Here is a 15164-nt window from a genome sequence, read left to right on the forward strand (position 1 = left end):
GCGCGGCGACCCGATCGACCCGATTGGTCCGGCCGATCCTCCCACCCGAGCAGCCTCCTCGGGTGGGAGGATCGAACCATGCGGGATGACCAGCGCGACGACGTCCCCGACGGCACCGCCGAACTGCACCTCGAGCCCCTGCGGTTCATCGCGCGGACGGATGCGGTCCTCCGCCTCGGCACGCTGATGCTCGGCGCGGGCGCTTCCTCGGCCCGTGTGCGCGACACGATGGACCGCACCGCTCATGGACTCGGCCTCGATCGCCTCGAGTCGCGCGTCGGGATGACCGACATCGTCATCACCGCGCAGCGGGGACAGCTCTTCCGCACGAGGGTGGCCGACGTGCGGCATCCGGTCGTCAACTCCGAGCGGATCGCCGAGGTCATGCATCTCTCCCATCGCGTCGCCGGCGGCGTCACCGCGGACGACCTGCAGCGCGAGCTCGACCGGATCGAACGGATGCCGCCGCGTTACCCGACCGCGGTGCGGGTGCTGGCCGCCGCGGCGGCCTGCACGGCCTTCGCGTTCCTCAACAACGGCGGATGGGCCGAGTGCCTGAGCGTGGCGCTGGCCGTCGCGCTCGGCCAGTACGTGCGCGTTCGCGGAGCCCGGCTGCAGGTCAACGAGTTCTTGCTGGTGTTCCTGTCGGCTTCGGCCGCGCTGCTCACCTTCCTGGGCGTCTCGCATCTGATCGAGCTGCTCGGTGCGCCCTCGCCGCAGTACGGCGCCGCGCTGACGAGCGCCGTGCTCTACCTGGTGCCCGGATTCCCCCTCGTCACGGGTGCCCTCGATCTCGCCCGCCTCGATCTCAACGCCGGAGTGAACCGCGTCGTGTACGCCTGCCTCGTGCTGCTCTCGACAGGGTGCGCCGTGTGGGCCGTGGCCGCCGTGTTCCAGACGAGTGCCGTCGCCGTCGCGGCCCCCGAGCTGGCGGAGCCGCTGCTCTCCCTCGGTCGCCTCATCGCGGGGTTCGTCGGCGTGATGGGCTTCGCGCTGCTGTTCTCGACGCCCTGGCGCATCGCCCTCGCGGCCGCGGCGATCGGCACCGTCGCCAACGTGGGCCGCCTCCTCATGATCGACCACGGCACGATGCAGCCGGTCGCGGCCGCCGCAGCCGGTGTCGCGGTCGGATTCGGAGCGTTCGCCGTGTCGCGCTTCGTCCGGGCGCCGCGCATCACCCTCACCGTGCCCGCCGTGCTGATCATGGTGCCGGGGGCCTCCGCCTACCGGGCCATCGTCGGGACCATCGAGAGCGACACCATCAGCGCGGTGCAGTACGGGGTGACGGCGGTGTTCGTCGTCGTCGCTCTGGCGGTGGGCCTCACCGTTGCGCGCGTGGTCACCGAGCGCGAATGGCAGCGACCCTCCGCACGGTGAACGGCGCGATCCCGGCTAGTCGGCGCCGGGCTGTCGAGCACGGCTCGGCTGCACGCGCGGCGGCTCTCCCGGCATCTTGGGGAACTCCGGCGGGAAGGGCAGCTCGCCGAGACCGGCGTCGAGGTCGCGCTGCCACCACTCCAGCAGGGTGTCGATGCGGCCGGGGCCGGCCTGCAGCTCGGCCCAGGGATCGCCGATGTCCGCCAGCCGCTGCGGCACGGTGCGGACCGTGAACGAGGACGGTTCGACTCCGGCCTCGAGCTCCTCCCAGGTGATCGGGGTCGCCACCGTCGCCGCCGGCAGCGCCCGTGCGCTGTAGGCGCCCGCCATCGTGCGGTCGCGGTTCGCCTGGTTGAAGTCGACGAAGACGCGCTCGCCTCGCTCCTCCTTCCACCAGTTGGTGGTCACCCGGTCGGTCATCCGGCGTTCGAGCTCGCGCCCGGCGGCGATGACCGCGTGCCGCACATCGAGGAACTCGTGCGTCGGCTCGATCGGACAGAAGACGTGCAGGCCGCGATTGCCGCTCGTTTTGAGGAACGCCGTCAGGCCGGCCTCGGCGAGGACTTCACGCAGAGCCGGCGCGACGGATGCGGCATCCGCGAAGTCCGTGCCCGGCTGCGGGTCGAGGTCGATCCGCAGCTCGACCGGGTTGTCCGTGTCGGCGGCGAGCGAGGCCCACGGATGGAAGACGACCGTGTTCATCTGCACCGCCCACACGACGGCGGCGGTCTCGTTCAGCACGACCTGCGGATGCCGCCGCCCACTGTTGTAGGTGCACACGACCTGATCGACGTAGCCCGGGGCGCCTTTCGGCGGATTCTTCGAGAAGAATCGCTCGCCGTCGATCGAGTCGGGGAAGCGCTCGAGCGAGACGGGCCGATGGCCGTTGGCCCGCAGGAACGGCTCGGAGACGGCGATCGCATACTCGGCGTACTCGTGCTTGGTGATGCCGAGCTCGGGCCACAGCACGCGATTGGGGCTCGAGAGGCCGACCTCACGGTCGCCCTCGGGGCCGGGCACGGTCAGGGTGATGCGCTCGCTCGCCATGGCCCGACCCTAGGGCGTCGGGAACGGATGACGTAGCCCCTGGACAATCCCGTCGGCGAAATGCTCGGCGACGGAGCGAGCGGATTGATACACCTGCCGGACCGGCGGTGCTGGTGAGCCCTCGCACGCGGCGTGTGGGCTCACCTGCACCGGCGGCCCGACGGATGTATCAGCGCGAGGACGTCGTCAGGACGCCGGCGGCTCGGAGGCCGGCTCAGCCGGTGCGGCCGGAGCGGGCTCGGGGTCGGGCTCGTCGGCCCGCGCGAGGACGGGACCGAGGTCGGCACGGTCGACATGGATCCAAGGCCCACCCGGGTCGACGATGACGCCGTTGAGCGCGGGGTTGGACTGGAGGGCACGCGCCAGCTGGGGCGCGGTCACCGGCACGGGGCGGTCGCCGCGCTGGAGCACGAGCACCTCGAGCGGGTGCGAGTAGACCTCGAGGCGCCGCTCGCCCGATACGGTGCGCGACTCGGCGAGACCGAGCTGGCCGCTGTCGCCCGCGGGACCCGCGGCCACCCACAACGGTGCCTGCGCGAGAGCCTCGCCGACCGCAGCCGCCGTCTCGGCGCTGCGCGGTCCGGCGAGCAGGTTCTTGATCGTGAAGGCGGGATCGCCCTCTTCGAACGCCTTCGTGATGAGCTGCACGGGCAGGACGATGCGCGATCCGGCGACCGCGTGATCGATGATGAGGCCCTCGTACGGACCCTCGATCGCGTTGCGGAACACGTTCGCGACGGGAAGCCCCAGCGCCGAGGTGTCGCGGTCGCCGTCGGCCTCGACGCTCGCCCGCAGCGATGCGCCGCCGGTGAAGGCGAGGAGGAAGCGGGCACCGTCGATCTGCGAGACCGCGAGCGTGATCGGCTTGCCTTCGGCCGTCAGGGCCCGCGCGTCGCCGCGCACGCGAACGTACATCGTGCCCTGCATGCTCTGACGCATGACGTTCATGACGTCGACGTTGCCGGGCTTCTCCGGCAGCGACGCCAGGGCCGCCTGCACGAGGGTGTTGTCGGGCATGCCCGTCACCGTCTCGGTGCGGGCGGGGGCCTCAGCCGGCGGGCGCGTGACCGTCCGCTCGGGCTGCGCCGGGGCTGCGGCCTGAGCGGGAGCACCGAAAGTCGACACCGAGATGCCCACGTGGGGCACCACCTCGGCAGGTGTCTCGGCGTCGGGGGTGACGGCGGAGTCGCCGTCGACGTCGGCAGCGACCTCGTCGGCGTTCGCGGGCTGGCTCGTGGTGTCTCGCGCGGAGCGCTTGAAGATCGCCATGTCCCCGAGCCTAACCCGCGCCCCCGCGCCGCGCGGGGGGTTGCGTCACAGCTTGACGATCGGTGCGATCTTGATGAGCAGCTTCTTCGGGCCGGCCGAATCGAAGCGGACGTGCGCGACGCGCTTCGCCCCCTCGCCCGTGACCGCGTCGACCCGACCCTCGCCGAAGTCGTCGTGTTTGATGCGGTCGCCGGGGCCGAGCTCGAGGTCGCCGTTGTCACGGACCTTGGCCGGGATGCGGTTGGCGAACTTCGCGATATCGCCGCTCTTCTCCTTGCGCGGAAGCGGCACGAGGTCGTCGCCGTATCGCTTGCCCGATCCGCCGAAGCCGCCGCCGGATCCGCCGGAACGCCGACCATTGAGGGCTCGTGACTGCATGCCCCCGCGCGAGTTGACGTCACCGGGCGACTGCCGCCAGTCGATCAGGTCGTGCGGGATCTCCTGCAGGAACCGGCTCGGCATCGCGGCGGACACCTCGCCGAACTGCGCACGCGTCATGGCGAGCGAGAGATGCAGGCGCTTGCGGGCACGGGTGAGCGCGACGTAGAAGAGCCGCCGCTCTTCCTGCGGGCCGCCGGGCTCGTTCGCCGAGATGCGGTGCGGGATGAGGTCCTCTTCCACGCCCGTGACGAACACGGCGTCGTACTCGAGACCCTTCGCCGTGTGCATGGTCATGAGCGACACCGTGCCGGATGCGTCGTCGAGGTCGTCGGCATCGGCGACGAGGGCGACCTCGGTGAGGAAGTCGAGGATGGTTCCCTCGGGGTTGTTACGGGCGAACTCGCGAGTCACCGCGATGAGCTCGTCGAGGTTCTCGAGGCGCGCTTCGTCTTGCGGGTCGCGGCTCGCCCGGAGGGCGTCCATGTACCCCGACTTGTTCAGCAGCACCGTCAGGCCCTCGGTCACGGACGTCGGCGGGGCGATCTCGCCCGAGCTCGGCAGCATGATCTCCGATGCCTCGGCGAGAACGGCATCGAGCTGCGCGATCGCGGCCTGGATCTTCGGACCCACGCCGAGCGCCGAGGCGTTGGCGAGCGCATCGCGGAAGGTGATCTGGTGGTCGGCCGCGTACCGGGCGATGGACGTCTCGGTGACGTCGCCGATGCCGCGGCGCGGGCGGTTCAGGATGCGGCGCACCGCGAGCTCGTCGGCGGGGTTCGCCACCGCGACGACGTAGGCCAGCGCATCCTTGATCTCGGCACGGTCGTAGAACTTCGTGCCGCCCATGATCTTGTACGGGATCGCCGCGCGGATGAAGATCTCCTCCAGCGCTCGCGACTGCGAGTTCGTGCGATAGAAGACCGCCATCTGCGAGTAAGGCACCGACGAGCGGTGCAGCGCTTCGATCTCGTCGGCGACGAACTGCGCCTCGTCGTGCTGCGAGTAGCCGGTGAAGCCGACGATCGCGTCGCCCGCGCCGACATCCGTCCAGAGCTTCTTGTCTTTGCGGTCGAAGTTATGGGAGATGACGGCGTTGGCGGCAGAGAGGATGTTCTGCGTCGAGCGGTAGTTCTGTTCGAGCAGCACGACCTTCGCGCCGGGATAGTCGCGCTCGAACTCGGTGATGTTGCGGATGTCGGCGCCGCGGAACGCGTAGATGGACTGGTCGGAGTCGCCGACGACGGTCAGCGACGCAGCCTCGACCTCGGGGGCCGACTCGGGCTCGAAGATCATCATGCCGCCCGACGAGAACGCGTCGCCGCCCTGCCCCTGGACGGGGCGCGTGAGCTCGTGGATCAGCGCGTACTGGGCGTGGTTGGTGTCCTGGTACTCGTCGACGAGGATGTGCCGGAACCGCTTGCGGTACACGTCGGCCACATGCGGGAACGCCCGGAACAGGTAGACCGTCTGGGCGATGAGGTCGTCGAAGTCGAAGGCGTTGGCCCGCTGCAGGGCGGACTGGTAGGCGCCGAAGAGCTCGACGAAGACGCGCTCGGCGGGATCGGACATGTTCGCCTGGCGCGCGTACGAGTCGGCGTCGGCGAGCTCGTTCTTGAGCTTCGAGATGCGGCTCTGGACAGCCGCCGGCGTGAGTCCGAAGGCGTCGGCCTCGTGCTCTTTCACGAGACGCTTGATGAGCGCGCGCGAATCGCCCGAGTCGTAGATCGTGAAGTTCTTGGTGAAGCCGAACTGCTGCGCCTCGCGCCGGAGGATCCGCACGCACGCCGAGTGGAACGTCGAGATCCACATGCCCTGTGCGCTGTCGCCGATCAGCTGCTGCACGCGCTCGCGCATCTCGCCGGCGGCCTTGTTGGTGAAGGTGATGGCGAGGATCTGGCTCGGCCACGCCTCGCGGCCTCGGAGCAGCGACGCGATGCGATGTGTGAGCACCCGGGTCTTGCCCGAGCCGGCGCCCGCGACGATCAGCAGCGCCGGACCGCGATAGGTCACCGCCTCGCGCTGGGGCGGGTTGAGTCCCTCGAGGAGGTCGGCGTCGGGACGCTCGCCCGAGGAGGCGCCGGGGCGCACGGATGCGGCGGACCCGACGATGACGGGCTTGATGGGCTCTGGCATGACCACTCGATTCTACGTTCGGCCACCGACACCCGCCCGGCGACTCAGAGCAGGCGTCGGGCCGTCGCCCAGGCGGTCAGCTCGTGCCGCGACGACAGCTGCAGTTTGCGCAGCACCGCCGAGACGTGCGTCTCGACCGTCTTCACGGAGATGAACAGGTCGGCCGCGACCTCCTTGTATGCGTAGCCGCGGGCGATGAGCCGCATGACCTCCTGCTCGCGCGAAGACAGCCGGTCGAGCTCCTCCACCGCCGTCGCCGTCTCACCGGCCACGGCCCCGAACGCGTCGAGGACGAATCCCGCGAGCCTCGGCGAGAAGACGGCGTCTCCGCCCGCCACCGCAGCGACGGCGCGGCTCACCTCGTCGCCCGATGAGCCCTTGGTGATGTATCCGCGTGCGCCAGCGCGGATGACCCGCACGACGTCGTCGGCGGCATCCGAGACGCTCAGCGCGAGGAACCGCGCCGGTGTCGGGGCGGTCCGGGCGATCACCTCCGCTCCCCCGGCACGGTCCTCGCCCGCTCCGCCGGGCAGGTGCACGTCCAGCAGCACGACGTCGGGCTCCGTTCGCGCGATGACCTCGACGGCGGATTCGACGTCCGCGGCCTCCCCGACGACGGCGATCCCCGTGCCCAGATCAGCCCGGAGCCCCGACCGGAAGATGGAGTGGTCGTCGACGATGACGACGCGCAGCGCGTCAGCCACGTGCGTCCCCGGGGCCGCCGACATGGAGGTGGACCTCGGTGCCGCCCGAGGCCGCCGTGCGGACCGATGCCGATCCCCCGGCGCGCCGCATCCGGCCGATGACCGACTCCCGGACGCCCAGCCGGTCATCCGGGATCGCGGTCACGTCGAACCCGGGCCCTCGGTCGCGCACATAGACGTCGACCCCGTGGGCTCCACCTTCGATGTAGACCGAGACGTCGCCGCCGGCGTGCCGGGCGGCGTTGAGCATCGCCTCGCGCGCCGCCGCCGCCAGTTCACCGCTGGCCTGCTCGGCCGACAGCCCGGCGGAGACCACGTCGATCCGCACCGCATAATCGAGCTCGAGCGCGGCGGCGTAGTCGCGCAGGTCGCTGACGAGGTCGCTGTCGGGGTGCGCCTCGCCGTCGAAGAGCCAGGCGCGAAGCTCGCGCTCCTGTGCCCGAGCGATGCGCGCGGCCTCGCTCGAGGCGCCCGCCGTGTTCTGGATGAGCGCGAGAGTCTGCAGCACCGAATCGTGCAGATGCGCTGCCATCGCGCTTCGCTGCTCCTCGCGGATGCGCCGGACGCGTTCCCCCGACAGGTCGCGCCACCGACCGGCGAGGAATGCCCCGCCGAGCGCGAGCACCCCCGCGACGGGAAGGGCCAGGTCAGGAAGCGCCACGAGACCGTCGGAGTCGACGCGCGGCAGCATCGCGAGGAGCACCACGATCAGGATGCCGGCCGCGACCGTCCGAACGGTGACGGTATGCCGGCCCCCGCGATCGATGTCTCGGCGGTCGACGAGCTCGGCCCAACACCCCGCGGTCGTCGCGAGGACGGTCACGAACGCGACGACCGCCAGGAGAGTGGGCGAGAAGGATCGCGACATCCAGGCATCACGGGCCTCGATGGCGAGGACCGCGAACAGGATCGGCAGCGCGGCGGTCGCGGCTGCGGCGAGGATCCAGGCGACCGGCGCCTGCCGGGTCGGCGCCGCAGGCCCGGGCCGGCGGGGCACGAGGGCCCAGAACCAGAGGTACAGGAGCGGACCGACTCCCGCGACGAGCGTCAGGACGACGAACAGCGCACGGATGCTGCCCACCCCGACGCCGAGGTGCTGGGCGAGCCCCGCGCTGACGCCCGAGACCACGCTGTCGCGAGCGCGATCGAGCGGCGGTCGCGTGCCCGGGCCGATGACCGGTCGCGGAGGCGGAGGTCCCGGGTGCGCGGCGGGAGTCGCGAGAGCGGAGGACATGGCCACATCCAATCACTCCGGACGCGGCCGCACACCAGCGCCGGCGCAGGATCAGGGAAGCCTCAGGGCGATCCCCCATATCGCCCGCTGCCGCGCACCGCGGAGGATCGGATCATGACTTCCGCACCGCCTCTCGCCGCCCCACCGCGACCCGATCCCGTGTCACCGACGGAGGGCCGGTTCTTCCGCTGGGTCGACGCCCTCGGCGCCGCCCGCCGAGACGGGTGGATCGGCGGCGTGTGTGCGGGAGTGGCCGCGCGCTGGGGTGTCGACCCGGTCATCGTGCGCGGGCTCGCCGTCGTCGCGACCGTGATCGGCCTCCCCGCCATCGTCGCCTACGCCACCGCCTGGGCGATCCTGCCCGATACCTCGGGGCGGTCGCACGCCGCCGACCTCGAGCGCGGCCGGTTCTCATACGCTCAGGGTGCGATCCTCGCCGTCGCGATCACCGGCGTCGTGCAGATCCTCGGTCTCCTGATCACTCTCGCCGGCCTCGCGACGAATTCGAGCGCTGCAGCGGTCACGGCCGTCCTCGGGGCACTCGCCCTCATGGGCGGGGTGGTGGTGGCGGCCGGCATGATCGCGCTGCTGGTCCGAGCAGCGCGTCGGGCTTCCGCAGCGTCCGAGACGGCGCCGGCTGCATCCGCCGACCGCTCTGTCGGGGATGCCGGCGCGGGGGGAGCGGAGCGCGAGCCTGCGCCCACCCCGCCCGCGCCTCTGAACAACGACGCCGACCCGGCCGACCTGACGGCCTGGCGCGCTCAGCACGCGGCTTGGAAAGAGCGCGATCGAGCGTGGCGACGGGAACAGGATGACGCCGATCGCGCGGCTCGCTCCGCCGCGCGGGAAGAGCGTCGCGCGTCGGCGGCCGCTTTCGCGCGCGAGGCGGCAGAACGCCGGCGCATCCGGCGGTCGGAACGGCCGCGCACCAGCGTCGCGTTCGTCGCGGTGACCGCCGGTGCTGCCGTCGTCACGGGCACGATCGCCGCGCTCAGTGCGTCGGGTGATTTGCAGACGGCGCTCGGGCTGTTCGCCGCGGCCGCCGTCACGGCTCTCGCCATGATCGTCGCCGGAGCCATCCGCCGCCGCAGCGGCTTCCTCGCCTTCGCAACCGCATGCCTGCTCATGGGCGGGGGCGTCGCGGTCGCTGTCTCCGTCGTCGAGGAACTGCACATCGGCGTCTACGGGATCTCGAACGTCTCATCCGAGGCCCGGACGGAGACCTATCGGCAGACGTTCGGCGAACTCCGCGTCGCGCTCGTCGACGCGTCCGATGCGGCGCCGCTGACCATCGAGAAGGGGTCAGGCTCGACCTACGTGACGGTCGCACCCGGTGTCGAAGTGACGCTGCACGCATCTGTCGGCGACGAAGCGTCACTCATCCTCTCGGAGGGCGACGAATGGACCGTACTCACTGACGGCCCCGACGCGCGAGATCTCAGCGCGAACCGGACCGCGGTCGACACGACGATCCCCTCTCGAGGGGAGACGACGACGCGTCAGTCGCTCACCCTCGACCAGGAGAGCGGCTACATCGAGATCCGCATCCTCGACCCGAAGGAGACCGACCGATGACCGACCTGACCTCCACCGAAGACACGGCGCTCCCCTCGCCTCCTCCTCGTCCCCGCGTGCGGTGGGCCGGCATCGTGTGGGGCCTCGCCTTCGCGGCCCTCGCTGTCGCGGGCGTCGTGCTCACCCGGTCACCCGACGCCTACGGCGGACTGCTCGAGTGGGTGGCGGCGATCTCGATTCCGACGCTCGTCGCCACGGGCCTGTTGACCGTGGGCGCCGCGGTCCTCGTCACGGGAATCGTCGGCATGCTCAGGCACGCTCAGCGCTCGCTGGCGCCCCGCCACGCTGCTGCGCCCAGCACGGACCACGTCACCGAGACCACCGAGACGCCGGAGCGTCACACGACGTAGCACGGCGTCTCCGGCCTTCACACCCCTGGCGACCCGGCGGGCGCCCACGTAGCGTGAAGGCATCGCGGCGATCCGGGTGGTCCCGGGCATCGGCTCATAACCGATCGCGTTGCGGGTTCGACTCCCGCCGTCGCGTCCATTCGGGTCTCAGCCCTCATCGAGCGCATCGAGTCGCCGCAGCGCGTCCCGCGCCCGCGCGAGGCGATCGCCCTCGGGCTCGTCCCACCAGTACGGTCCGCGCTCTCCCAGGCCATGCTTGGCCAGGCCCACGCGCTCGCGTGCTGCGGCGACCGCCTCGTCGTCTCCGCGCCGCTTCGCGGCTCCCACCGCCGATCGGCCGCGTCCGAGGTGGGACTTCAGCGCAGCGACGAGATCATCGGGCAGCGAGGGGTCGGTGCGCCGCCAGCGTCTCCCGTCGATGACGAGCCAGCGTTCGGAATCGACTTCGGCCACGGACTCAGTATGAGCCGTGGCCGACGTCGAGGGATGCTGCGCCTCAGGCGCGACGGAACTCCGCGCGCATGGGGCAGTCGAACGGGTCGCGGGCGGCGAGTCCGACGCGGTTGAGGTAGTCGATGACGATGGCGTAGGAGCGCCAGAGTGTGGTCTCGGTGTACGGCACGTTCAGGGCGTCGCACTGGTCCTTCACGATCTCGCGAGCGCGGGCGAGTGCCGGCCGCGGCATGTTCGGGAAGAGGTGGTGCTCGATCTGGTAGTTGAGGCCGCCCATGAGCCACGTCGCCCACCAGCCGCCGCCGATGTTGCGCGAGGTGCGCACCTGCTTGCTGAAGAAGTCGAGCTTCGCGTCGGGCGCGATGATCGCCATGCCCTTGTGGTTCGGCGCGAAGGAGGCGCCCATGTACAGCCCGAAGACGGCGACCTGCACGCCGAAGAAGGCGAAGGCCATACCGATCGGCAGGAAGATGAAGATCGGAGCGACGAAGACCGCGAACCGCGCGATGATCAGCGTGATCTCGACCGCACGCTTCTTCACCGGGCCTCGGCTGAAGAGGTGGCGCATCGACAGCGCGTGGAGGTTCAGGCCTTCGAGCAGCAGCAGCGGGAAGAAGAACCAGCCCTGGCGCTGCGTGATGAATCGGCGGATGCCGCGCGCAGTGGCCGCGTCCTCTTCGATGAACGAGATCGTGTCGATCTCGATGTCGGGATCCTTGCCCACCTTGTTCGGGTTCGAGTGGTGCCGGGCGTGCTTGGACGTCCACCACGACAGGCTCATGCCGACGACGCCGACGGCGAGGAAGCGGGCCAGGCGGTCGTTCGCGGGGCCGGAGGCGAGAACCTGCCGGTGGTCGGCCTCGTGTGCGAGGAAAGCCACCTGGGTGAAGACGATGCCGAGGGCTGCCGCGATGAGCAGCTGGAACCAGCTGTCGCCGAGCAGGACGAATCCGGTCACGCAGCCGCCGATCGCGAGGATCAGGGCGAGGCCGACGAGGCCGTAGAACCAGGGCGTGCGCCGCAGCAGACCCGATTCCCGAACGACGCGGGAGACATCGGTGAAGGCCTTGGCCATCGGCGGGAAATCGGCGGTTCCGGCGTAAGTGGTGCGGATGGGGCCGAGACGCGACTCGACGACGGATGAAGCGATGAGAGCACCTGCTGACTCGTTCGTGACCGGGAAGGTCGGGAGCAGAAGGCGGATGCCGACGGCTGTGGCTCACACTACGGAGCGCTGGATCGCCGGAGCGGTATATGCCCCGGTCTCACCGGCGATGCACGGCGGTCGCACAGGCGGGACGCTCGGCGCCCCGCTACTCCGCGCCGTCGAGGAATGCGCCGTTACGGGGCGATTCCGGCGGCTCGGGAACGACGTACAGGCCCGTCGGCGAGTTCGCCGTGTACGTCAGCGCCTCGAGCCATGCGCGATTCAGCGACGGCGTCCGGCTGCCGTAGTACTTGAAGACGAGGCCGCAGCCCGGGTGCAGCCATACCGTCGTGCGGCCGTCGCCGATGCTCACGTCGTCCTTCCAGGTGAGCGTGAAGGCTTCGCCCCGGCGGAGCTTCGTCGTGATCACGGCCTGGAGGTGCGCGAGCGTCCGATCCTCGAAATCTGCGCGGATCTGGTTCTCGTAGATGAATCTGCCCATCGCACTTCCTTCCCGTGCTCGACCTGACAATAGTGATCAGCGCGGTCCTGCCGCATCCCCTTGTGATTCCTCAGCTGCTCGGTAGTCTCGCCTGACACGGCGGACTCGACGCCGGTGGAGCGAAGGGCGAAAGCGTGTCGAAGAGAGTCGATGTGTTCTATGGCGGTCGCCCGTACAGCATCGGCGGTCGCGACATCGAAGACGTCCGCGCCGAGATCGCGGCGGCACTCGCGCTCGGTCACGGCTGGCTGACCGTGAACGATGGCGAAGGCGTGGCGCAGACCACCGATCTGCTCATCACCTCCGGGGTGGACGTCACACTCGCCGCCATCCCCGGTGATTAACGTGTTACGTAATCGTCCGTAAAAGTCAACCCCCTCCCGCTCCCTGACAACTGCCTGAAATCTGCGGTGGCACAGCACGGCTGTGCGCGTCGCGGACAGAGCGCGCGCGGAACGGACTCTTCCGCGCGGCGTCGTGACCCGATCGCGGAAGCTGATGATCGCGCCGAATGGCGCGCGAGGAGGAATATTGGGCAGGTTTGTTTACGACGGCAACAATCGCGTCGAGATCGAGGACCGCACGCTCGCACACCTCCAGATGACCATCGGTGCGAAGCTTCGTCGCGGTGAGGCGTTCTTCTTCACTTGGAAGGACGACGTCAGCGTCGGCAAGGGGCGGACGACCGTCTGGATGCACGCCGGAGCCTCTCTCGTCTTCACGTTCCACGGCAGCCGGACCCCCGCGATCAACCGTGCCTGGCTCGAGGCGCTGATGTACACGGCCAACTCCCCCAGCGGACTTTACGTCGTCCCCGAACCGGCAGAGTCCGCATCCGACAAGCTCGTTGTTGAATAGCGAGCCCGTTCGGCGGGGGTTGCAGACCGACGACCCCGGTCGGGCACAGGAATCGGTCAGCTCGCTGTACGAGACGCCGGTGGCGCTCGCGGTCGACGGGTCCGCGCCATTCCGATACGAGATGGCGGCGCTCGCCCACCCGGCCGCAGCCGCCGCCGCTGTGCGGTTCACGGGGACGATGCGCACCACGACGCGAGCTTTTCCGCGTCTCATCGTGGCGCACGCGGCGCATGGCAGCCACCGGTGGCAGGTCGGAGGCGAGTCCGGCGACGGCCGGACCCCCTTCATCGTGCCGCCGGACACCGAGTTCACCGCCGAGTTCGGTCAGCTGCACCTGCGCACGTTCAGCGTCACCACGGAGACGCTCGACCACGTGCTGCGCGGCATGATCGGCGACGACCCTCACCATCTGCAGTTCTCCGGACTGAACCGCCGGGCTGAGAATCCACGGCTCGTCGCCGAGACCCTGCGCTTTCTCGAGGCGACCATGCTGGCCGACGAGAAGGTCGCCGCCTCGCCTCTCATGCGCACTCAGCTCATGCACCAGGCAGTCGCATCGCTCGTGACGGCGTTCCCCGTCATCGACCCCGAAGAGGGGGAACGCCGACGCCCGACCGCGCGAGCCGTGCGCCGCGCTGTGGCGTTCATGGAGGAGAACGTCAGCAACCCCATCAGCATCAGCGACATCGCGGTGGCCTCCGGAACATCGGTCCGCGCACTCCAGAGCGCCTTCCACAAGGCGTTCGAGATCCCGCCGAGCACCTACCTTCGCCGCCTGCGCATCGAGGGCGCCCACCGCGAGCTCCGCGCTGCGCCTCCCGGGTCGACGACCGTGCGGGATGTCGCTCTGCGCTGGGGGTTCGCGCACACGGGACGCTTCGCGCAGCTCTACGCCGCGATGTACGGCGAGCACCCCTCGCACACGCTGCGCCGCTGAGGCGCGCGACTCAGGCGGCGGTCGCCGCCGGGTCCGGCAGGAGGATCCAGACGCGGGTGCCGCCGAGCGGTGAGTCGTCGAGACCGATGCGCCCACCGTGCGCCTGGATCACCCGTCGACAGGTCGACAGGCCGATGCCGAGGCCCTCGGCCTCGGAGTCCCCCCGCTCCATCAGCGCGAAGACGCGTTCGCGGTCCGCCGGGGGCACCCCGGGACCGTTGTCGTCGACCGTGATGCGCCAGCCGCCGTGCACCGCGTGCGCCTCGACGCGCACCTGCGGGACCTTCCCCGCGGCCGCGGTGAACTTCACCGCGTTCGCCACGACATTCTGGAGCACCGCGCGCAGGAGCGTGGGATCACCGGCGGGCTCGACCGCGATGTCCTGACGGATGTCGGCGCCGGAGGCCGAGATGGACGCGTCGAGATCCTCGACGACGGCGTGCATCACGGCACCGAGATCGACGCGCGCCCGTTGGGGGCTCGCACCGCCGATGCGGGCGTAGGCGAGGATGTCGGAGATCATGGCGTTCATGCGGTCGGCCGCCGACTCCGCACGGGCGAGCACGCGCGCCGCCTCGGGCGCGTTGTCCATGTCGGGGCTGTCGATCGCGAGCTCGAGGAAGCCGGTGAGGGCCGTCAGCGGATTGCGGAGGTCGTGACTGATCTGCCCCGCGAAACGCGAGAGCTGATCGTTCGACTCGCTCAAAGCGCGGCTGATCCGGCGCAGCTCGAGCAGGTCGACCACCTGATGAGCCAGCAGATCGAGCGCCTCGCGAGCCGATTCGTCGAGGTCGCCCACGGAGTCGTTGAAGACGCAGAGGGTGCCGATGGCGACGCCCGCCGGCGTGACGAGCGGACTCGATGCGTAGAAGCGCACGTGGGCGATCTCACCGGTGACGAAGGGGTTGTGTGCGAACCGCTCGTCGAGCCGCGCGTCGGGCACGATGACCCGACCGGGACGCGCGATGACGGCGGCGCACATCGAGTCTTCGCGTGAGCAGACCGCGGGTTCGAAACCGACCGCGGCGATCTGATGCTGCGAGCGGTCGTCGATGATGTTGATGACGGCCGTGTTGACGCCGCAAACGGTGGCTGCGAGGCGGACGATCCCCTGCAGGTCGGGCGCGGGGGCCTCGCCGATCACGTGATAGGCGTCGATCGCCTCGCGGCGGGTGATGTCGAGTTCGGTGACCATGG

General features: G+C 70.3%; 15 protein-coding genes and 1 tRNA gene. 7 read left to right on the plus strand and 9 right to left on the minus strand.

Features of this window, described 5'->3' with window-relative positions:
- The first annotated feature begins 78 nt into the window (after window positions 1-78).
- Window positions 79-1377, plus strand: coding sequence for a threonine/serine exporter family protein (locus tag P6897_RS13120; protein WP_269267980.1), 1299 nt, complete (start codon window positions 79-81; stop codon window positions 1375-1377).
- A gap of 15 nt (window positions 1378-1392) precedes the next feature.
- Here P6897_RS13120 and ligD read toward each other — a convergent pair whose 3' ends face one another.
- From ligD to P6897_RS13145, 5 genes are all read right to left on the minus strand, one after another.
- Entirely contained in the window at window positions 1393-2424 is a 1032-nt protein-coding gene (gene ligD / locus P6897_RS13125; protein ID WP_282501440.1) for a non-homologous end-joining DNA ligase, read from the minus strand.
- Window positions 2425-2610: 186 nt separating this feature from the next.
- Window positions 2611-3693 carry an SseB family protein gene (locus tag P6897_RS13130; RefSeq protein WP_282501441.1) on the minus strand — a complete coding sequence of 361 codons (1083 nt, stop codon included), beginning with the start codon at window positions 3691-3693 and terminating at the stop codon, window positions 2611-2613.
- A gap of 45 nt (window positions 3694-3738) precedes the next feature.
- Window positions 3739-6207 carry a UvrD-helicase domain-containing protein gene (locus tag P6897_RS13135; RefSeq protein WP_282501442.1) on the minus strand — a complete coding sequence of 823 codons (2469 nt, stop codon included), beginning with the start codon at window positions 6205-6207 and terminating at the stop codon, window positions 3739-3741.
- Between the two features lie 44 nt (window positions 6208-6251).
- Complete coding sequence (locus P6897_RS13140; protein WP_282501443.1) at window positions 6252-6935, minus strand: response regulator transcription factor; 684 nt, start codon at window positions 6933-6935, stop codon at window positions 6252-6254.
- Window positions 6904-8145 (minus strand): ATP-binding protein, encoded by a 1242-nt coding sequence (locus P6897_RS13145; protein ID WP_282501444.1) that lies wholly within the window; start codon window positions 8143-8145, stop codon window positions 6904-6906. Before P6897_RS13145 ends, P6897_RS13140 begins: the two co-directional genes overlap by 32 nt.
- Before the next feature lie 114 nt (window positions 8146-8259).
- Here P6897_RS13145 and P6897_RS13150 point away from each other — a divergent pair, with 114 nt between their 5' ends.
- The 3 genes from P6897_RS13150 (at window position 8260) to P6897_RS13160 (ending at window position 10209) form a co-directional block, all read left to right on the plus strand.
- A complete protein-coding gene (locus tag P6897_RS13150) occupies window positions 8260-9720 on the plus strand; it encodes a PspC domain-containing protein (protein WP_282501445.1) in 1461 nt (486 codons plus the stop codon).
- Window positions 9717-10070: a hypothetical protein gene (locus tag P6897_RS13155; RefSeq protein ID WP_282501446.1), complete on the plus strand. Its 354-nt coding sequence runs from the start codon at window positions 9717-9719 to the stop codon at window positions 10068-10070. Before P6897_RS13150 ends, P6897_RS13155 begins: the two co-directional genes overlap by 4 nt.
- 63 nt (window positions 10071-10133) lie before the next feature.
- Window positions 10134-10209 (plus strand) — tRNA-Met (locus tag P6897_RS13160).
- Between the two features lie 8 nt (window positions 10210-10217).
- Here P6897_RS13160 and P6897_RS13165 read toward each other — a convergent pair.
- From P6897_RS13165 to P6897_RS13175, 3 genes are all read right to left on the minus strand, one after another.
- A complete protein-coding gene (locus tag P6897_RS13165; protein ID WP_282501447.1) occupies window positions 10218-10523 on the minus strand; it encodes a biopolymer transporter Tol in 306 nt (101 codons plus the stop codon).
- A gap of 43 nt (window positions 10524-10566) precedes the next feature.
- Window positions 10567-11673, minus strand: a complete 1107-nt coding sequence (locus P6897_RS13170; RefSeq protein WP_269268047.1) for an acyl-CoA desaturase — start codon at window positions 11671-11673, stop codon at window positions 10567-10569.
- 163 nt (window positions 11674-11836) lie between these two features.
- Complete coding sequence (locus tag P6897_RS13175) at window positions 11837-12172, minus strand: ATP-dependent DNA ligase (protein WP_269267985.1); 336 nt, start codon at window positions 12170-12172, stop codon at window positions 11837-11839.
- 134 nt (window positions 12173-12306) lie between these two features.
- Here P6897_RS13175 and P6897_RS13180 point away from each other — a divergent pair, with 134 nt between their 5' ends.
- The 3 genes from P6897_RS13180 to P6897_RS13190 all read left to right on the plus strand — a co-directional run bounded on the left by P6897_RS13180 (window position 12307) and on the right by P6897_RS13190 (window position 13967).
- Window positions 12307-12516: a hypothetical protein gene (locus P6897_RS13180; RefSeq protein WP_274178994.1), complete on the plus strand. Its 210-nt coding sequence runs from the start codon at window positions 12307-12309 to the stop codon at window positions 12514-12516.
- A 187-nt stretch (window positions 12517-12703) separates the two neighbouring features.
- Window positions 12704-13030, plus strand: a complete 327-nt coding sequence (locus P6897_RS13185; protein WP_112617498.1) for an ATP-dependent DNA ligase — start codon at window positions 12704-12706, stop codon at window positions 13028-13030.
- 19 nt (window positions 13031-13049) lie between these two features.
- Window positions 13050-13967, plus strand: coding sequence for a helix-turn-helix domain-containing protein (locus P6897_RS13190; protein WP_274178995.1), 918 nt, complete (start codon window positions 13050-13052; stop codon window positions 13965-13967).
- A 10-nt stretch (window positions 13968-13977) separates the two neighbouring features.
- Here P6897_RS13190 and P6897_RS13195 read toward each other — a convergent pair whose 3' ends face one another.
- A complete protein-coding gene (locus P6897_RS13195; protein WP_282501448.1) occupies window positions 13978-15162 on the minus strand; it encodes a GAF domain-containing sensor histidine kinase in 1185 nt (394 codons plus the stop codon).
- Window positions 15163-15164: the final 2 nt, after the last annotated feature.

The organism is Microbacterium sp. BDGP8, from assembly GCF_029991045.1.
GTDB lineage: Bacteria > Actinomycetota > Actinomycetes > Actinomycetales > Microbacteriaceae > Microbacterium > Microbacterium plantarum.